Source organism: Enterococcus sp. LJL51, assembly GCF_054871795.1.
The window spans coordinates 65,763-84,487 of record NZ_JBTXLW010000007.1; the positions used below are offsets into that span (position 1 = coordinate 65,763).

Genomic DNA, 18,725 nt, shown 5'->3' on the forward strand with positions numbered 1-18,725 from the left:
TCCATGGCAAAGCGTCCGGGCGTGTCGCAACCTCTCGTTTCCTAGCCGGTAAAATCTTTTTCAGATTTACCAGTGCTTTTCACACTCCTGTAAACAGCACCTTTATGATTATATTACAGAAAAGCCGAGATAGCAAGGTTTTTTTCAAGGTTTTCAGATTTATTTTCATGATTTTCATTTTATATTTTTTCTCTACTTATTTATTCAATTTTACGCTTGATTTCTTCTTCTAGATCAATACAGTCACATCACTCTCATACTATTTCAGCCTTATAAATCCAGCGACTCCTTCTTTTAACTTCTATAAGTAGTTTAGCCAAACTTCCCGCTGATTTTAATATCCCTCTGGTTTTTAGCAATCATGTTCGATTACTACTATAATATTAATCGGTATTTCTTCAAAAAACTTCTATCCTATTTTTTCTTTTAGCTGTTTCGAGCAAAAAAACACTTCCCGCTTATTCTGGAAGTGTTTTTCATTTGATTAGTTTGTTGATTCTCTATTTCTTCTCTGTATACCCTTGTTCCAGCAGCATCTCTTTGGACTGCTTCATACTAATATATTTTACAACTCTATCTTCTTCTGATCCATCGGTAATAGTTCCCATAAGCGTCATCACTTCTTTAAGGTCGGCTACTTCATAATCAACAACGACCTTTTCAACCATTTTATCTTCCTGATAATCCGCTTTATAGGTAATCCCTTTAACATCATATTCATCCTTTACAAAAGAAAACATTTCCTCTGCCTCTTCTTTAGAAGAGATGTTTAACGGCTCATATTCAATCGTAGAATACGTTTCCTGCTTCACTACTTTATCCCCATTATGAGTATAGATGATTTCCATCTCCACTCCATCCTGTTTCATTTCAAAAACCGTGGTAGCTAAATTACTATTCTTACGTTTACTCGTTGAACCACCAGTAGAACAGCCGGTTGCAATTAGACAGATTAGAAGTATCGGCAGCAGCCACCCTTTTCTCAAAACTTTTTTCATTTTCTTCCCCCCTACATTTTTATCCTTACTAACAATCGTAATTCTTTTTTTATGATATATCAATCTTTTTTTAGCTAGTAATTTTCTAATAGCCATAGAAAATTTTGTTTCTTTCACCGGATTGACTTACACTCATTCTTGACCTAATATAGAGATACGATATATAGAGGCTCGATATATATAAAAGAAGGGAATTTTTAAAGATGGATGAAAAAATCAGGCGGATATACAGCCCTATGACAGAAACCGGCTTTTATATTCTTTATTCCCTACAGTCAAAAAGACATGGCTACAGTATTATTCAGTTTGTCAAAGAACTAACTGATAACGAAATTATCATAAGCGCAGGAACCATGTACGGCAGCTTAAGTAAAATGGAACAAGACGGATTAATTCAAGTAGTCGCAGAAGAGAACCGCAGGAAAATATATGCATTGACTGAATCAGGAACAGAAGTTTTGCTGCTTGAAAAATTGAGAATTCAACGGCTTTATAAAAATAGCATAGGAGAGAAGTCATATGAATAGAAAACATATAAGAAAGTTTTTTAGCTTAGCCGACTACCTTGACGAGGAGCTTTTTCTGCAGTCCATGCATAAAGCCGGCTGGAAAATGATTAATTTCAAAGCTCTGGGCTGGCAGTATACTTTTGAAAAGTGTGAACCAGAAGACTATATTTATCAACTAGATTTTAAACAGAAAAAAGAACAAGACGAGGCGGACTATCTACTGTTATTCGCAGACTGCGGATGGGAGCATTTTTTCACTTTCAACGGCTGGTATTATTTCAGAAAGGTAAAATCAGAAGCAATGGAAGAAAATATGATTTTCAACGATGCTGCTTCCAGAGCGGAAATGGCAAAAAAGATTATGAGCTATCAATGGCTGATTATTTTCCCTACATTAATTTTCCTATTTGTTTATACGACAAATTTTTTAATAAACACTCGTTCTTTCTGGGGACATTTATTTACATTTTTTTACTTATCCTTAGCATTGCTGGCGATTGGAATAGCTGTCAGAAACTATCTAAAGCTAAATAAAATCATCGAACAAAACACTTTATTGTAAATACTGCATAAGGTTACCTGAAGTATTAGAATCAGATTGATTCTGATACTTTTTTATTAACCAAAAAACTCCAGAGGGAAATCCCTCTGGAGTTACGTCCGAGTACACCGATTTTTCCAAATCAGTTTTATTTATATTAAAACGAATTATTTAGTGATTTCAGTAACAACGCCTGAACCAACAGTACGTCCGCCTTCACGAATAGAGAAACGAGTTCCGTCTTCGATTGCGATTGGGTGGATTAGTTCAACGTCCATAGTTACGTTATCGCCAGGCATAACCATTTCAGTTCCTTCTGGCAATTCAACTACACCAGTTACGTCAGTTGTACGGAAGTAGAACTGAGGACGGTAGTTAGTGAAGAATGGAGTGTGACGTCCGCCTTCTTCTTTTGATAAAACGTAAACTTCAGCTTTAAATTTTGTATGTGGAGTGATTGTAGCTGGTTTAGCTAATACTTGTCCACGTTCGATTTCTTCACGTGCTACACCACGTAGTAATGCACCAATGTTGTCTCCCGCTTCAGCGTAATCCAACAATTTACGGAACATTTCAACACCTGTAACAGTTGTTTTAGAAGTTTCTTCTTGAATACCAACGATTTCGATTTCGTCACCAACACGAACTTGTCCACGTTCAACACGTCCAGTTGCAACAGTTCCACGTCCAGTAATTGAGAATACATCCTCAACTGGCATCATGAATGGTTTGTCAGTATCACGAGTTGGTGTTGGGATGTATTCATCCACAGCAGCCATCAACTCAAGAATTTTTTCTTCGTATGAAGCGTCGCCTTCAAGAGCTTTCAAAGCAGAACCAGCAACAACAGGAGTGTCATCACCTGGGAAGTCGTATTCTGACAATAGATCGCGAACTTCCATTTCTACTAATTCAAGTAATTCTTCGTCATCAACCATATCCATTTTGTTCAAGAAAACAACGATGTATGGTACACCAACGTTACGAGACAACAGGATGTGCTCACGAGTTTGAGGCATAGGACCATCAGCAGCAGATACTACTAAGATAGCTCCGTCCATTTGTGCAGCACCAGTAATCATGTTTTTAACGTAGTCCGCGTGTCCTGGGCAGTCAACGTGCGCATAGTGACGTGCGTCTGTTTCATACTCGATGTGAGAAGTGTTGATTGTAATTCCACGTTCTTTTTCTTCAGGAGCGTTATCGATTTCAGCATAGCTGGCAGCTTCTCCGCCACCGTGTTTAGCTAATACTGTAGCAATTGCAGCAGTTAATGTAGTTTTACCATGGTCAACGTGTCCAATAGTACCAATGTTTACATGGGGTTTAGAACGGTCAAATTTTTCTTTAGCCATTTTAAAATGTTCCTCCTAAAATCAAATGATTTATTTTTTGTATATCTGATAGGCGGCTCTACGACCGCCTGATCATCTTTAATTATTTTACCTGAAATCTCTAAAAAAGCATAGTCCCAAATACAGCTTTAAACAAAACTGAATATCTAGCGTCTTAAAACACCTAGCCTTGGTCACAACCACAGCTAATCAGCATTTCAAACTCGACCTTGGTTATTATTCAGATTTTCCGCCGTTTTTCTTGATGATTTCTTCTTGTACAGATTTAGGTACATCTTCATAGTGGTCAAATACCATCATGAATGTTCCGCGTCCTTGCGTTGCAGAACGAAGAGTTGTTGCATAGCCGAACATTTCAGCCAAAGGAACGATTGCGTTCACGATTTGTGAATTACCGTGAGCTTCCATACCTTCAACACGTCCCCGACGGCTTGTAACGTGTCCCATAATATCACCTAGGTAATCTTCTGGTACAGTAACTGTTACTTTCATCATCGGTTCCAAAATAACCGGATTTGCATTTTTAGCAGCCGCGCGCAGTGCCATAGAAGCCGCAACACGGAAGGCAGTTTCATTTGAATCGACATCATGGTAAGAACCATCGTAAAGCTTAGCTTTGATATCAACTAATGGATAGCCGGCAAGCACACCATTGTTCATTGAATCTGCTAATCCTTTTTCAACAGCTGGGATGTATTCACGAGGAACCACACCACCGACAATTGCGTTTTCGAATTCAAATCCTTTACCTTCTTCGTTTGGTGTAAATTCAACCCATACGTGACCGTATTGTCCTTTACCACCAGACTGACGTACAAACTTACCTTCTGCTTTAGTCGCAGAACGGAATGTTTCACGATAAGATACTTGAGGAGCTCCAACGTTTGCTTCAACCTTGAACTCACGTCTCATACGGTCAACCAATACGTCTAAGTGCAGCTCACCCATACCAGAGATAACTGTTTCACCAGTTTCAACGTTTGTTTCAACGCGGAATGATGGATCTTCTTCTGCAAGTTTTTGCAGAGCCACACCCATTTTATCTTGGTCAGCTTTTGATTTAGGCTCAACAGCTACTTGGATAACCGGTTCTGGGAACTCGATTGATTCAAGAATAACTGGTGCGTCTAAAGCACATAATGTATCCCCAGTTGTTGTATCTTTCAGACCAACAGCTGCTGCAATATCACCTGAGTACACTTTATCAATTTCTTGACGTGTATTCGCGTGCATTTGCAGGATACGTCCGATACGCTCTTTTTTGTCTTTAGAAGCGTTCAATACATATGAACCACTTTCAAGAACACCAGAGTATACACGGAAGAATGTTAAACGACCAACGAACGGGTCAGTCATAACTTTAAATGCTAATGATGCAAACGGACCTTCGTCATCGGCAGGACGAGTAGTTTCTTCGTCTGTCTTAACGTCAACCCCTTTGATTGCATCGATGTCAAGTGGTGAAGGCAGGTAATCAAGTACCGCATCCAACATCAATTGAACACCTTTGTTTTTGAAGGCTGAACCAGCTAATACTGGGAAGAATTCAACGTTGATTGTTGCTTGACGGATACCCGCTTTCAACTCTTCTTCAGTAATTTCTTCACCTTCAAGATATTTCATCATCAATTCTTCATCAGTTTCAGCAACAGCCTCAACTAATTTTTCACGCCATTCAGTTGCTAACTCCAAATAATCTTCCGGGATATCAGTTTCTTGAATATCAGTTCCTAAATCATTTGTGTAGATTTCAGCTTTCATTTTGATCAGGTCAATAATTCCAGTGAAATCATCTTCAGCACCGATTGGTAATTGAATTGGATGAGCATTTGCCTGTAAACGATCATGTAATGAGTTTACAGAGTACAGGAAGTCTGCACCGATTTTATCCATTTTGTTACAGAAAACAATACGGGGAACTCTATAATCAGTTGCCTGACGCCAAACCGTTTCAGTCTGAGGCTCAACCCCTGATTGTGAGTCAAGTACTGTTACTGCTCCATCTAGTACACGCAACGAACGCTGTACTTCAATTGTGAAGTCAACGTGTCCCGGTGTATCGATGATATTTACGCGGTAGCCGTTCCACTGTGCAGTTGTTGCAGCAGAGGTAATCGTAATCCCACGCTCTTGCTCCTGTTCCATCCAGTCCATCTGTGAAGCTCCTTCGTGAGTTTCACCGATTTTATGGATTTTACCAGTATAATACAAGATACGCTCTGTTGTTGTAGTTTTACCTGCATCAACGTGAGCCATGATACCAATATTACGAGTTTTTTCCAATGAAAATTCTCTTGCCATTCTGATTTGTTCTCCTCTCTTGTTTAAATAAATATATCAAGTCAATTCCTACGTCAGTAAATGTGCACGCAGAGAGGATTTTACCAACGGTAATGTGCAAACGCACGGTTGGCATCTGCCATTTTATGAGTGTCTTCACGTTTCTTAACTGAAGCACCAGTATTGTTGGCAGCGTCCATGATTTCTTTAGCTAGACGTTGTTCCATTGTATGTTCACCGCGCAGACGTGCGTAGTTAACTACCCAACGTAAACCTAGTGTTGTACGACGCTCTGGACGAACTTCAACTGGTACTTGGTAGTTAGAACCCCCAACACGACGTGCTTTAACTTCAAGAACAGGCATAACGTTCTTCATTGCTTGCTCAAACACTTCCAATGGGTCGTTACCTGTAGATTCTTTGATGATATCAAATGAATTATAGATAATGTTAGCAGCAATCCCGCGTTTTCCATCAACCATTACACGGTTGATTAAGCGAGTTACTAATTTTGAGTTATAAATAGGATCTGGTAAAACATCACGTTTTGCAACTGGACCTTTACGAGGCATCCGTAACTCCTCCTTCCGAAATATTTCTTCTATAGTATATGTCAGTTAATGTCAAATTAATTAGCAGCTTTAGGTCTTTTAGTACCATATTTAGAGCGGCTTTGTTTACGGTCAGTAACACCGGCAGTATCAAGCGCACCACGAACGATATGGTAACGTACCCCTGGTAAATCTTTTACACGTCCGCCGCGCAGCAATACAACGCTATGCTCTTGCAGATTGTGTCCGATTCCTGGAATATAAGCTGTAACTTCAATCAAGTTTGACAAACGAACACGGGCATATTTACGCAAAGCTGAGTTCGGTTTTTTAGGTGTCATAGTTCCCACACGTGTACACACCCCACGTTTTTGCGGAGAGTTCACATTTGTTTGGGCTTTCTTAAAGCTGTTATATCCTTTGTTCAATGCAGGTGAGTTAGATTTTTCCACCTTTGATTTACGAGGTTTACGTACTAATTGGTTAATTGTAGGCATTCCTTGTTTTCCTCCTTCCTCAATTCGCTTCTAGTTCCACACATCCAGGTGGTTCTTTTTTTGCGATAAAAAATAATGCATCTATGCATCCTTTATCAAATATGCTTTGATAGACAGTCAGCACGTCTCCGGAAAGAGACCTGTACATAAAGCACCTTCGCTAGAATATCATGATATATCTACTATGTCAAGCTTTTCCTGACTATTTAAATGTAAAAAACACAGTTTTATCTTTCTGTTATTTTTAGAATTTTTCTTGTTGATCTTCCTATCTTTTCTTGGGAATCCACGGTACAATATTTTTGATAAACCGAAAGGAGCATGCACTGAAATGAACCTTAAACAAATGGTCGGAATAGAAGCTGCAAAATATGTCGAAGATGGAATGATTGTAGGTCTAGGTACTGGCTCTACTGCAAAATACATGGTGGACGAAATCGGCCGGCGAATCAGAGAAGAAAACCTGTCGATTATTGGTGTTACTACTTCAAAGGCAACAGAAAGACAAGCTGCTGAACTGGGAATTCCTTTGAAAAGCATCGATGATGTTCCTTACGTCGATTTGACTATCGACGGTGCAGATGAAGTCAGTGCTGATTTCCACGGAATTAAAGGCGGAGGAGCGGCGTTGCTTTTTGAAAAGATTGTTGCCTCTTATTCGAAAAAAAACATCTGGATTGTGGATGAATCAAAAATGGTAGATAAACTGGGGGCATTTCCTCTGCCTGTAGAAGTAATTCCCTACGGCAGCCAACAACTGCTTCGACTTTTTGAAGAAAAGGGCTACCAGCCAGCGTTGAGAAAGACAACTGATAATAAGGTTTTGGTAACAGATGGCGGGCATTACATCATCGACCTCCAGCTTGATGTGATTGAAGATCCAATAGCTTTGGGTGCTTATTTGGATCAGTTGGTTGGTGTTGTAGAACACGGACTTTTTCTAAAAATTGTTTCTACGGTAATTGTCGGACGTGAACAAGGTCCGCTGACTATTCCGAATACTCAAAAGTAATACCGCAAAATCCAAAGCTAAGCATAGAAGAAGGGAGATATAATGAATTTAATCGGCTATGCACGAACAACCATTAACGAATGCAATTTGGATACACAGCTTTCACTCTTGTCAAACTACGGCTGTGACAAAATCTACCAGGAAACATTTGAGCCTGCTGGGGACATCCCAGCCTGTTCCCTTCTGGATACGGTGATTGATACACTGGAGGAGCGAGATACCCTTGTAATTTGCCGGCTGAATCATCTTGGAAAATCAACCAGACAGCTTACAGATTTGACTCAGCTTTTCAAAAAGAGCGGAATTCATCTGGTCAGCCTTGAAGAAGGCATTGATACCCGTGGACCTGAAGGCGGCGTCTACTTTAGATTAATGGACGGCTTAGCTCAGATGGAGTGCGAACTCATCAAAGAACGGACATTAGTAGGCCTAACGAATGCCCGCAAAAAAGGCAAGGTTGGCGGGCGACCAAAAATCGATTTTAAAACAATCCGCCGCATTCGCCAAATGTACTACGAAAAACACGAAAATGTTCAAATTATTGCAGCAAAGTGCCGGGTTTCTATCGGAACCTGTTATAAGTATATTAACCTTTCTGAAGCAGAAACCGAGCAGCTTAACAAGTAATAGCTCAATGTTTACTTAGCTAGTCTACCTCTATCTTTTATGCCGGACTTCAGCAAGCTGCTGAGGCGGAGAAGAATATTTCTATATAATTGCTGTTCCAATCAGAGTAGAGACAAAAACTAGCAGATGCACAGGTAATTTTCATGTTCAAAAAACATAAATGCCGTGGAAACACAGGAGCGTATGAAAAGCCCACTGTGTTTCCACGGCATAATTTATCTCTTTCTTCGTTAACAGCTCCTCAACAGCCTACTCTTTTCTTTACTGGTTCAAACAATTGAAGACGATAGCTTTCATTCCCCTTTTCATCTATTATTTTTATATGTTCTTCCAAACAAAGTCTTGACCGGTCTGAGGTATAGACTTTGTTTTGCTTAAGCTGCAGCATTAGCTGTCCCCATGACGCAGGAATGTTCTCTGTACTTTCAAAAACAGCATACACACCTCCCGGCAGCAGCAATTCTTTCATGTCGCCAGGCAGTTGAATATTTTTGGGGATTGATGCACAGACACCATAGCCATAAGGATCCCCAGCCTTTTTAGCTTTCGGCGGCATATCCCCGCCAAAAATCCGAGCCGTTCCCAGCAGTTCTTCTGCTTCCAGCCATAATAGCATTTTCTCTAACGCTTCACTTTCAGGCTCTTTATTCACCACCACCGTATAGGCCATACGCATAGCTGGCAATAAGGCAAAGGTTAGCTCATTCCCAGCCTGAAGCTCCGCTTTATCTTGAATCCGTTTAAATCTGTCCATTAGCTTCTCCCCCCATTCTAAATGATTTTCTGCTTCGGTATTTTTCATTAATTCTTGTAAATATTGTTTCAAATTTTCTAGTCTATCTAATTCCTCGGATAGTTCTTTTTTCTCTAACTGCTGCTGTTTTATTTTTTTATCTGTCAAGTTAGCCAACTGTCGATAAGACGGAGCTGCTAAAAACTGAGAAACTTCTTTGATTGAGAAATGCCAGCTTCTCAGACAGTGTATGATTTTTATCTTTAGTACTTCTTCCATTGAATACATCCGCCAACCAGATTCCGGATTCCTAATACTAGTTGTCAGCCCGACAGCCTCCCAATATCTGATTGTTCTGCTGGTAACCCCCAGCTCTTTGGCGAGTCTTTGTATCGAGATACTCATCTTCATCCCTCCTAGCTTCTTGCTACCCTTATTCTATCAGTTGTCCTTACGTCAATTACAACCCTTTCTTGCTTTTCCATCCTTTTTTTAAGATAAGTTTGGGACATAACTAAATGTCCAAACTCTGCCTTCTCTAAAATCCGAATAAATAGTGAGACAGAAGCAATTTTTTCTTAATTTCTGCTTGTTTCAAAAATTTTCATTGGAAATTGACGAAAAAACGTTGTACAATAAGCACGTACTGAAATTTTCAGAAACTATACACAAAGGAGACTTATTATGCCAAAATTAGTTTTTTCTCGTCACGGACTTAGTGAATGGAATGCATTAAACCAGTTTACTGGATGGGTTGATGTAGATTTAGCACCTGAAGGTATCGAAGAAGCAAAAGAAGGCGGACGCAAAATTAAAGAAGCCGGAATCGAATTTGACGTAGCATTTACTTCAGTATTAACACGTGCTATCAAGACTTGTAATCTGATTTTAGAAAACTCAGATCAATTATGGGTACCCCAAGTAAAATCATGGCGCTTAAACGAACGTCATTACGGAAAATTACAAGGATTGAACAAAAAAGAAACAGCTGAAAAATACGGAGATGAACAGGTTCACATCTGGCGTCGTTCTTATGACACACTTCCTCCACTATTAGAAACTACTGATCCTGGTTCTGCTGCAAACGATCGTCGTTATGCAATGCTTGACCAACGTGATGTACCTGGTGGAGAAAACCTGAAAGTAACTTTGGAACGTGCGTTACCTTTTTGGCAAGATGAAATCGCTCCTGCTTTATTAGATAACAAAACTGTTTTAGTTGCTGCTCACGGTAACTCTTTACGTGCATTAGCTAAACATATCGAAGGTATCTCTGATGACGATATCATGGATTTAGAAATCCCAACAGGTCAGCCGCTTGTTTATGAATTAAACGATGATTTAACTGTTGCTAAGAAATATTATCTATAAGAAATTAAGAAAAACCGCCGTTCTGAGTAAGTCAGAACGGCGGTTTTTTCAAATTCCAATAGCATTAAAAAGTAATGAACAAGCTCATTCTATTTTCCTGCTATTTTGAATAGTTAAAACTTACATAATAAGGCGCGCCGGCTTTACGATTCGCTAAATGTACATAGATATACGTCCCTGCTTCATAAGTCAATGGTAAATTCCCACCTGTTGAAGCACTGCTTCCGCCTTTCGCGCAATCTGCAAAGTAATACCCTCTCCATTGTGCATCATCATAAAAATTCGTTTCTATTCTATGACTAGAGGTAGCTGTATCTTGTGACCAAAGATCCTGCACTTTATATTTCGCTGTTTCAGGTGCTTTAAATTTAAGCCAACCTGACTGATTCGCATAAATTGTTCCCATGCCAAATCCCATACCAAAATTCGGTGCAACTTCTACAGCTGTCTCCTGCGTTTGACCTAAAGAAAATACTTCAACTTCCACAAATTCTTCCTGATTACTGCCACTCATCTCTTTGACACGAATCGTAGTTTTTCCAGGTGCTTTCCCAATAATCTTAAAGCGGTTCGCTCCATCACTAACAACTTCAGCAATCTTTTCATCATCTGAGAAGTACTGAACATCATTTGGTTTTGTTGTATAGCTATCTACCTTGTATGAGAAGGATACCGAATTACCAGGATTCAACAATGGTTTACATTTGTATGGAATCGTTAGCTGCGTGGTATAGATAGGTTGAGCATCTTTCGTAGTTCGCTGTAAGACAAAGTAAAATGGTTCGCCATCCATATTTGTAGAAAGCTTCAAATAGACATACTCTCCAGCACCATAGTATACGGGTGCTTTTGATGATACAGATGATGAATTAGACGTTCTTCTATGTGCCGAATAATACCCCAAAGAACGGTTCTCCCATTCATTATAGAAATTGATTTCTGATTTTTGATTAACGACGTTGTTTCCATTCAAACCACCAGCTAGCGAATACATTGCTGCTTCATCCGCTTTGAATTTCACCCATCCTGTTTGATTGACGAAAATTCGAGTAGACTGACTATCAGCTGCTGGAAAACCAGGATTAATTTCTGGCGCATCTTCCCTTGTTGCCGCCGGTTGGACAGTCGCAACAGAAGCCTTAATGGTTTTACTTAGCTTTCCGTCCTCTGTTTTAGCAGTGATTGTCACGCTGCTCCCTGTAGCTGCTTTGGCAGTAAGAACCCCATCTTGCGACACACTGACCAAATTAGCATTAGAGCTGCTCCAAATCATTTTCCCTGTATATTCTGCATCCTCGGGTAAATAACTTAGATTCAGATTTCTCACTTCACCTTGCTGCATTTTTATAAATGATTCTTCGAATTTGAAATCTTCCAACGGCACTTTGTATTCTTTATTCAAATCATAAAGTCTTGTTGTGTATTCATAAGAATCCTTTTTCCCGCTTAATCCTTCTACTTTAACAGTGAATTCATCACCTTCAGCATAATTGATTTCATTTGGTGCAAAGACCACTGTGTCATATCCCCAGCTGTTCGCAACAACGGTATATTCACCATCTTTTTGTGTATCTGAAAAATGCCATTCCTGACCACTTTTATTATTTTTCAGTGTAACCTTCAAGTTATTCCGATCAAAATCATAACCATTTGAGTTAAAACTCGCTGACCAGCGAAGATTGTAGTTATATTTTTTCATATCCTGTATTGGAAAAACTGATTCTGTTGGCCAAGTAACAATAGAATCATCCGGCACAGTATACGAGCCATCGCCTTGGGCATAAAGGGCAGCTGAGTATTCGACCTCTCTTCTTTCAGGAACATCGAGTTCAGCAAAGCCAAAGCCAATTGTTTGATACCATGGATTCAAAACAATTCTTCTGTGTCCAACTGATTGATTTCCATTTCCGTAATCAAACATGTATAAATCGCTATATTCATTCAGCGTTGGGATTGCTTCCCCATAAAACGGACTACGAACACTCCTCGCCAAATTACTTAAACGCGCACCATTGGAAGCCTCCTGCCAAAAGCTATCAGTCATTCCCTCAGGCTTTGTGTACTTTGTTCCAATGTTATGATCGATTACTCTAAGCGAGGCAATCCCTACTGCAGCATGTTGAGCAATACTTACTCTTGCTTGCGAAACGGTAACAGGGGTAAGTCCCGCGCTCTCTCTTAGCAGATTAATGTAGTCTGTTGCATTTTCCAATGTAGACGTTTTAAATGTACCTGTCGTATATTGCTCCGGACCAATGATTGGATTGATATCAAACTTATCATCAAACGCTTCCTTGCTTCGTATCTCTTTATACTTTTTTTGATAGTCCTGAATCTTTCTTACTTGTTCTACAGAAAAATCTGTAACAGTTGAGGCACTTAATGGATTTATTAATCCATCTGCCGAAGCTTCTGTTTGTACCTCTTCAATCACACCTTCAACAGGTACTTGGGTTTCATCTGCAAATACCGATCCGGCAGGACCTCCTAAACCAGCCAACACAACCATACCTAATAACCATTTTTTCTTTTTCATGCTATTTCCTCCTTTTTTAATCGTAAACTTACCTACTCCTTTTTTATAAGCTTACAACTAAAATAATAACATAATATTCTTTCTTCGGAACATTTATTAATCATAATAGAAGAAATTAACATACAATAAAAACCTAATCACCTTTCCGTTGTTCGACAGCTGCCTGAACAATAAAAACTACCCCAGAACATGATTAAATCATACTCTGGAGTAGTTTTGGTGTTAATCTTCAAATCCATTGCTTTCTGAAACTGTTTTGTACCAGTAGCCAGATTTTTTAATTGTTCTCTTGCCTTCCTGGTTCAGGTCAACCGCAATGAAACCATAACGATTCTTATAGGCGTTCATCCAAGACCAGTTATCCATACAGGTCCACATGTGGTATCCTAGACAACCACTGCCTTCTTCCAACGCTTTGTGTACGTAACGCAGATGATCTTTAACAAAATCAATGCGATAATCATCCTCTATCATCCCATCTGCATTTATATACTGTTCTTCACCTTCTACCCCCATACCGTTTTCCGAAATATAGCAGGGAATATTCCCATAGTTCTCACGAACATTAGTCAAGATATCATAGATGCCTTTTTCATAAATTTCCCAGCCGCGGTAGGGATTCATCTTTTTCCCTGGCATGTCATAATTGTCAAAATAATCATCCGGCATCGGACCGTGACTGTGATCTATTTCAGATTCCTTCGCTTTGATGCGACGAGGCTGATAATAGTTAATTCCCAGAATGTCTATTGTGTGTTCTTTAATTATTTCTAAATCTCCCGGCTCAATAGCAGGTAGTATATCCAGCTCTTTGACAACCTCTACTAATTCAGAGGGAAACTCACCTTTAACCGCTGGATCAAGAAATGAACGGTTGAAGAAAGCATCTGCCATTGCCGCAGCTTTCACATCAGCCGGATTCTTTTCATCACGAGGATAACTAGGCGTTAAGTTCAAAATAATACCGATTTGTCCGTCGAGATTCAGCTCATGATAGGCTTTAACTGCCATTGCACTTGAAAGTACCTCATGATATCCCACCTGAACAGCGTGCTCCATGTTAATCTCATTTGGATAGTGGAACTGATACAAGTAACCGCCCTCTACAGGAACAATCGGTTCGTTATGTGTGAACCATTTCTTCACCCGATCACCAAAAAGCTCAAAACAGGTTTTCGCATAGGTCACATAAGCATCCACTGTTTTGCGGTTAAGCCACCCGCCTTGCTCCTGAAGACTTAAAGGCATGTCAAAATGATATAGATTCATAAAGGGTTCAATCCCCGCTTCAATTAAGCTATCAATATAGTCATTATAGAAATCCACAGCCTTAGGATTCACTGCTCCTGTTCCATTTGGAATTAAGCGGCTCCATTGGATTGAAGTCCTGAAACTGTTGTGTCCCGTTTCTTTCATCAGCTGAATATCTTCTTTATATTTTGTGTAAACCCGAGATGTTTGTTCTGGTCCTACTTGGTCGAAAAACTTTTCTGGTTCCTGCTGATACCAATAATCCCAAATGTTTTCACCCTTGCCGTCTTCAGCGACTCTTCCTTCTGTTTGCGGACCACTGGCCGCTGAACCCCACCAAAAATTTTCGGGAAATTTATATATTGCCATTTCTATCCATCCTCTCTTTCCTTTTCTCACCTCAATGATAATCTATCACTCTGAAAAAATCAATACTTTAAAAATAAATGACTAGACATTTATTTTTAAAGATGATATATTACTTGTGTAATCGATTGCAAAACATATTATATAACTAGGAGGAATTTTCATGAACGGTTTAATGGATAAGCTTGGTGAGAAAATCATGCCTTTAGCTAACTGGTTGGGGCAGAACCGTTATCTAACTGTTTTAAGAGATGCATTTATGTTGTCATTTCCTTTAACAATGTTTGGTTCTATTGTTGTTGTTGTCAATAACCTGCCATTTTTCAGCGATGAGTTAAAGGGAACATTGGGTTCATTATTCGGAAACGGGCAAAACGCTACAATGAGCATCATGTCTGTCTTTGTTACTTTTGGTATTGGCTATTATTTATCTAAATCCTATGATGTAGAAGGCATTTTCGGCGGAGCGGTTTCTTTTGCCAGCTTCCTGATTCTGACACCCTTTTTTATGGATACTGAAAGCGGAGAAACCGTTAGCGGGGTTCTTAGTCTTGATCGTTTAGGCGCAAAAGGAATGTTCATTGGAATGCTTGCTGCTTTTATTGCAGGGGAAATTTATTGCAGAGTTACTAAAAAGGGTTGGCAGATTAAAATGCCTGATGGAGTACCTCCCGCAGTATCAAAATCTTTTGCAGCTCTGATCCCAGCTGTATGTACACTAACTGTCTTTCTTTTTATTAATGCAGCAGTAACCGGCTTTTTCAACACAAATCTTCACGATGTTATTTATGAAGTCATTCAAAAACCATTAACTGGTTTAGGAAGTAGTCTTCCGGCAACCTTAATTGCGCTCTTTTTTGTTCAGTTCCTTTGGTTTTTCGGTCTGCATGGACAAATCATTGTCAACTCAGTAATGGACCCAATCTGGAATACATTAATGCTGGATAATCTAGAGGCTTACCAATCTGGTAAAGAATTACCACATATTATCACAAAACCATTTATGGAAACATTCACCGTTGGTTTAGGCGGTTCCGGCATGACACTGGCAGTGGTATTGATTATGGCTTTCTTCCTTAAGAAAAAACAATATAGAGACGTCGGCCGACTAGCAATAGCACCTGGCCTCTTCAATGTAAACGAACCGGTTATTTTCGGTTTGCCAATTGTTCTAAATGCATCTATTTTCATCCCGTGGCTGCTGGCTCCTCTCGTAGTTACTACACTGAACTATTTAGTGATGGCAGCCGGTATTGTACCGCCGCCAACTGGAGTTTCTGTTCCATGGACCGTGCCAATCATTGCCAGCGGGGTTCTGGCTACCAACTCATGGCTGGGCGGTTTGCTGCAAGTGGTTGACTTCATCATCGTCGCGCTAATCTGGTACCCATTCTTAAAAATTATGGATAAACAAGTAGATATAGATGTTTAGACCATTACCCTCACGAAATGTGAAGGACTAATTTCCAAGAATTAAACAGGCACGTACGAAAGCAGCATCTGGTATTTTTAGTCTATTCCTATTCGACTTCGAAGAGGCTGCTTTCATTTTTAAGGACTGGAGCATAGTCAGCCTGACTAGTGTTCCAGTCCGTTTTTTCTTTTAGCAGAAAAATTAGCGTTGTAGAAAACCTGAGAGTTCGTTATACTCAAAATGAGGTGAGCATAGATGCCAAAATATGAAGAAATAGCCAATATTCTTAGAAAACGAATTAAAAATAAAACCTACACTCCCGATTCTCTTTTGCCTAATCAAACAGATTTGGTCAAAGAGTTTGATGTTAGCCGAATGACGATAAAAAAAGCAATTAATATTTTAGCGATGGAAGGCTTAGTTTACTCTCAGCGTGGAGCTGGTACCCGCATCTTGAATCACTCATTTTGGGATAAGGATACCTCGCCTGCAAATGAGTATCAAGGACTCAGTGTCCAAATGGAAGCAGCGAACAGGGAGCTATCCAGCCAGGTAATTCTATTTGAAGTCGAATTCCCCAGTGAAGAAGTACAGGAACGGTTGATTATTCAGCCGGAACAGCCGGTTTATAAGATTATCCGCCTAAGATTGCTGGAAAAAAAACCTTACGTCATGGAGTATACCTACATGCCGGTGCATCTAGCTCCCGGCCTGACAAACGAGATTCTCCTACATTCTATTTATGATTATTTAAAAAAGGAATTAGGTATTCAATTTGCCGGTGCCTTCCGAACGATTCAGGCAGCTAAAAGCAGCGAATATGATCAAAAATATTTAGACTGTGCTGTTGACGATCCCGTTTTAGAAGTAGAACAGGTGGTTTATTTGAAAAATGGTCAGCCGATTGAATATTCCCGCAGCCGAAACCGGTATGATCAGCGTGGATATTCTGTGCTGGATGTCAAAGGAATTTAAATAGTTGCCGCAAGCGTGATTCGCTGTGGGAAAGAAGCCGCTTCGTCCTTAAACAGCTCCTTCGTATCTTTGAGATTCTTCGACTCATTTCTTAGAGAATTACCTTGGACCACGCTTTATTAGGTTTTTAGGTTTTGAAGTAGAAAAAAGCGGGAGCCAACTATGGTTCCCACTTTTTTCTCGATCTTTTTAGTAATAACTTGATTCTGTCATACAGTCCTGATAGATTTTTACTACATCCTCTTTAGAAAGCGGCATGTAGGCATCTGTTTCAATCGTACTATGCTTCACAGCTTGTTCCGCCATCAGAGACAGTTTTTCCTCATTTATGCCAACTTCCGGCAAAGTCATTGGAATACCACAGGCTTTAAAGAAATCGTAGACTGCCTGAATCCCTTTCTTCGCTGCTACAAATTCGTCCTGTTCCTTAATCCCCCAGACATTTTCAGCGAACTGACTAAATTTGCTCACAGTCTCTTCTGACAACACATACTTCATCCAGCGGGGAGTCAAAATAGCTAGCCCAATCCCATGAGTAATATCATAAAAAGCGCTTAATTCATGTTCCATAGGGTGACAAGACCAAGCACCGGATTTACCGTTGCCAGTGAGTCCGTTAAGCGCCAGACTACTTGCCCACATCAGATTTGCACGAGCGTCATAGTCATCCGGAGTCTTCAATGCTGTTGGACAATTTTTGATTACTGTCCGCATCAGTCCTTCTGATACTGAATCCTGAACATCTGCTCCTACCGTTTTCTTAAAGTAGTTTTCAAACAAATGACTCAAAATATCCGCTGACCCCGCTGCTGTCTGATAAGCAGGAACCGTATAAGTATTCTGCGGATCTAAAAACGAAACCTTTGGAAGTACTGATGGACCGCCCACACCCAGCTTCTGATTGGTAGCAAGATTAGTGATCACAGCGCCGCCATTCATCTCACTACCAGTTGCCGCAAGTGTTAAAACAGTTACAAGCGGAAGCGCAGGTCCATTAAAGCCTTTACGCTTCGAAACAAGCTCCCAAGCTGGCTCTTCTGCGTAGAAGCCCGCTGCAATTACCTTCGTACAATCAATAGTTGAGCCGCCGCCTACTGCCAAAATCACATCTACCTGATGTTCTCGACATAAAGCAATACCTCTATCAACGGTTTCTACTCGTGGATTTGGTTCAATCCCGCTTAATTCAACAACCTTATTCTGATTGTCTTTCATTAATGATAAAACCTGATCATATAACCCATTCTTTTTAATACTACCACCGCCATATGCCAGCAGCACTGTTTTTCCATAGAGGTTTAGAACATCTGCTAATTCATCCTTCAAACGGTCTTTTCCAAAACGCACATCCGTTGGTACATAAAAACGAAAATTTTCCATTCTTTCACCTGCTTCAATTATAATTTTATCTCACCTACCATCATATACCTTTTCATATACTTCTGCCAGCAGCGGATTCCAGTAACCGCGCTCTTTGATAATTGCCTAAAAAGTTATCAATGGTAAATGCAAAAGGGAATGAGACATAACTTAGTCATATCCCACTCACATGTAATCTAGATAAACAGCGGGCGTAGAGCTCTCCCTTCGGAAACAAATACCTCTATCCCTTTCTCTTTTGCATCTAGTTAATCCTTCATACCAGATGTTTTTATTCCAGCAACCAAATTCTTAGAAGCAATTAGGACAGAGTCATCAATACTATAGGA

At 39.9% G+C, this 18,725-nt stretch carries 16 protein-coding genes; 7 read left to right on the top strand and 9 right to left on the bottom strand.

Going from position 1 to position 18,725, the window contains the following annotated elements:
- Nucleotides 1–500 precede the first annotated feature (500 nt).
- A complete protein-coding gene (locus ACYSNQ_RS08895) occupies nucleotides 501–998 on the bottom strand; it encodes a DUF1307 domain-containing protein (protein WP_426082594.1) in 498 nt (165 codons plus the stop codon).
- A 203-nt stretch (nucleotides 999–1,201) separates the two neighbouring features.
- Between ACYSNQ_RS08895 and ACYSNQ_RS08900 the strand changes: the two genes are divergently transcribed.
- Together ACYSNQ_RS08900 and ACYSNQ_RS08905 are read left to right on the top strand one after the other, a co-directional pair.
- Nucleotides 1,202–1,525 carry a PadR family transcriptional regulator gene (locus ACYSNQ_RS08900; protein WP_426082596.1) on the top strand — a complete coding sequence of 108 codons (324 nt, stop codon included), beginning with the start codon at nucleotides 1,202–1,204 and terminating at the stop codon, nucleotides 1,523–1,525.
- Nucleotides 1,518–2,069, top strand: a complete 552-nt coding sequence (locus tag ACYSNQ_RS08905; RefSeq protein ID WP_426082598.1) for a DUF2812 domain-containing protein — start codon at nucleotides 1,518–1,520, stop codon at nucleotides 2,067–2,069. Before ACYSNQ_RS08900 ends, ACYSNQ_RS08905 begins: the two co-directional genes overlap by 8 nt.
- Nucleotides 2,070–2,215: 146 nt before the next feature.
- Here ACYSNQ_RS08905 and tuf read toward each other — a convergent pair whose 3' ends face one another.
- The 4 genes from tuf to rpsL form a co-directional block, all read right to left on the bottom strand.
- Nucleotides 2,216–3,403 (bottom strand): elongation factor Tu, encoded by a 1,188-nt coding sequence (gene tuf, locus ACYSNQ_RS08910; protein WP_426082600.1) that lies wholly within the window; start codon nucleotides 3,401–3,403, stop codon nucleotides 2,216–2,218.
- Between the two features lie 216 nt (nucleotides 3,404–3,619).
- Entirely contained in the window at nucleotides 3,620–5,704 is a 2,085-nt protein-coding gene (gene fusA / locus ACYSNQ_RS08915) for an elongation factor G (RefSeq protein ID WP_426082602.1), read from the bottom strand.
- 80 nt (nucleotides 5,705–5,784) lie between these two features.
- Nucleotides 5,785–6,255 (bottom strand): 30S ribosomal protein S7, encoded by a 471-nt coding sequence (gene rpsG, locus ACYSNQ_RS08920; protein WP_069662405.1) that lies wholly within the window; start codon nucleotides 6,253–6,255, stop codon nucleotides 5,785–5,787.
- Nucleotides 6,256–6,311: 56 nt separating this feature from the next.
- Nucleotides 6,312–6,731 (bottom strand): 30S ribosomal protein S12, encoded by a 420-nt coding sequence (gene rpsL / locus ACYSNQ_RS08925; RefSeq protein WP_426082604.1) that lies wholly within the window; start codon nucleotides 6,729–6,731, stop codon nucleotides 6,312–6,314.
- A 331-nt stretch (nucleotides 6,732–7,062) separates the two neighbouring features.
- Between rpsL and rpiA the strand changes: the two genes are divergently transcribed.
- Both rpiA and ACYSNQ_RS08935 read left to right on the top strand, forming a co-directional pair.
- Nucleotides 7,063–7,743: a ribose-5-phosphate isomerase RpiA gene (gene rpiA, locus ACYSNQ_RS08930; RefSeq protein ID WP_426082606.1), complete on the top strand. Its 681-nt coding sequence runs from the start codon at nucleotides 7,063–7,065 to the stop codon at nucleotides 7,741–7,743.
- A gap of 42 nt (nucleotides 7,744–7,785) precedes the next feature.
- Complete coding sequence (locus tag ACYSNQ_RS08935; protein WP_426082608.1) at nucleotides 7,786–8,370, top strand: recombinase family protein; 585 nt, start codon at nucleotides 7,786–7,788, stop codon at nucleotides 8,368–8,370.
- A 241-nt stretch (nucleotides 8,371–8,611) separates the two neighbouring features.
- Here ACYSNQ_RS08935 and ACYSNQ_RS08940 read toward each other — a convergent pair whose 3' ends face one another.
- Nucleotides 8,612–9,508 carry a MerR family transcriptional regulator gene (locus tag ACYSNQ_RS08940; RefSeq protein WP_426082610.1) on the bottom strand — a complete coding sequence of 299 codons (897 nt, stop codon included), beginning with the start codon at nucleotides 9,506–9,508 and terminating at the stop codon, nucleotides 8,612–8,614.
- A 279-nt stretch (nucleotides 9,509–9,787) separates the two neighbouring features.
- Between ACYSNQ_RS08940 and ACYSNQ_RS08945 the strand changes: the two genes are divergently transcribed.
- Nucleotides 9,788–10,474, top strand: a complete 687-nt coding sequence (locus tag ACYSNQ_RS08945) for a 2,3-diphosphoglycerate-dependent phosphoglycerate mutase (protein ID WP_426082612.1) — start codon at nucleotides 9,788–9,790, stop codon at nucleotides 10,472–10,474.
- 100 nt (nucleotides 10,475–10,574) lie between these two features.
- Here ACYSNQ_RS08945 and ACYSNQ_RS08950 read toward each other — a convergent pair whose 3' ends face one another.
- Complete coding sequence (locus tag ACYSNQ_RS08950; protein WP_426082614.1) at nucleotides 10,575–13,010, bottom strand: hypothetical protein; 2,436 nt, start codon at nucleotides 13,008–13,010, stop codon at nucleotides 10,575–10,577.
- A gap of 222 nt (nucleotides 13,011–13,232) precedes the next feature.
- Nucleotides 13,233–14,630 carry a glycoside hydrolase family 1 protein gene (locus tag ACYSNQ_RS08955; protein ID WP_426082616.1) on the bottom strand — a complete coding sequence of 466 codons (1,398 nt, stop codon included), beginning with the start codon at nucleotides 14,628–14,630 and terminating at the stop codon, nucleotides 13,233–13,235.
- A 160-nt stretch (nucleotides 14,631–14,790) separates the two neighbouring features.
- Here ACYSNQ_RS08955 and celB point away from each other — a divergent pair, with 160 nt between their 5' ends.
- Nucleotides 14,791–16,059 (top strand): PTS cellobiose transporter subunit IIC, encoded by a 1,269-nt coding sequence (gene celB, locus ACYSNQ_RS08960; RefSeq protein WP_426082617.1) that lies wholly within the window; start codon nucleotides 14,791–14,793, stop codon nucleotides 16,057–16,059.
- A gap of 237 nt (nucleotides 16,060–16,296) precedes the next feature.
- Entirely contained in the window at nucleotides 16,297–17,016 is a 720-nt protein-coding gene (locus ACYSNQ_RS08965) for a GntR family transcriptional regulator (RefSeq protein WP_426082618.1), read from the top strand.
- A 189-nt stretch (nucleotides 17,017–17,205) separates the two neighbouring features.
- Here ACYSNQ_RS08965 and ACYSNQ_RS08970 read toward each other — a convergent pair whose 3' ends face one another.
- Nucleotides 17,206–18,396: an iron-containing alcohol dehydrogenase gene (locus ACYSNQ_RS08970; RefSeq protein ID WP_426082619.1), complete on the bottom strand. Its 1,191-nt coding sequence runs from the start codon at nucleotides 18,394–18,396 to the stop codon at nucleotides 17,206–17,208.
- Between the last annotated feature and the right edge of the window lie 329 nt (nucleotides 18,397–18,725).

Coding starts and splice junctions, on each gene's coding strand:
- ACYSNQ_RS08895 (WP_426082594.1), bottom strand. CDS start 998: ATGAAAAAAGTTTTGAGAAAAGGGTGGCTGCTGCCGATACTTCTAATC.
- ACYSNQ_RS08900 (WP_426082596.1), top strand. CDS start 1,202: ATGGATGAAAAAATCAGGCGGATATACAGCCCTATGACAGAAACCGGC.
- ACYSNQ_RS08905 (WP_426082598.1), top strand. CDS start 1,518: ATGAATAGAAAACATATAAGAAAGTTTTTTAGCTTAGCCGACTACCTT.
- tuf (WP_426082600.1), bottom strand. CDS start 3,403: ATGGCTAAAGAAAAATTTGACCGTTCTAAACCCCATGTAAACATTGGT.
- fusA (WP_426082602.1), bottom strand. CDS start 5,704: ATGGCAAGAGAATTTTCATTGGAAAAAACTCGTAATATTGGTATCATG.
- rpsG (WP_069662405.1), bottom strand. CDS start 6,255: ATGCCTCGTAAAGGTCCAGTTGCAAAACGTGATGTTTTACCAGATCCT.
- rpsL (WP_426082604.1), bottom strand. CDS start 6,731: ATGCCTACAATTAACCAATTAGTACGTAAACCTCGTAAATCAAAGGTG.
- rpiA (WP_426082606.1), top strand. CDS start 7,063: ATGAACCTTAAACAAATGGTCGGAATAGAAGCTGCAAAATATGTCGAA.
- ACYSNQ_RS08935 (WP_426082608.1), top strand. CDS start 7,786: ATGAATTTAATCGGCTATGCACGAACAACCATTAACGAATGCAATTTG.
- ACYSNQ_RS08940 (WP_426082610.1), bottom strand. CDS start 9,508: ATGAGTATCTCGATACAAAGACTCGCCAAAGAGCTGGGGGTTACCAGC.
- ACYSNQ_RS08945 (WP_426082612.1), top strand. CDS start 9,788: ATGCCAAAATTAGTTTTTTCTCGTCACGGACTTAGTGAATGGAATGCA.
- ACYSNQ_RS08950 (WP_426082614.1), bottom strand. CDS start 13,010: ATGAAAAAGAAAAAATGGTTATTAGGTATGGTTGTGTTGGCTGGTTTA.
- ACYSNQ_RS08955 (WP_426082616.1), bottom strand. CDS start 14,630: ATGGCAATATATAAATTTCCCGAAAATTTTTGGTGGGGTTCAGCGGCC.
- celB (WP_426082617.1), top strand. CDS start 14,791: ATGAACGGTTTAATGGATAAGCTTGGTGAGAAAATCATGCCTTTAGCT.
- ACYSNQ_RS08965 (WP_426082618.1), top strand. CDS start 16,297: ATGCCAAAATATGAAGAAATAGCCAATATTCTTAGAAAACGAATTAAA.
- ACYSNQ_RS08970 (WP_426082619.1), bottom strand. CDS start 18,396: ATGGAAAATTTTCGTTTTTATGTACCAACGGATGTGCGTTTTGGAAAA.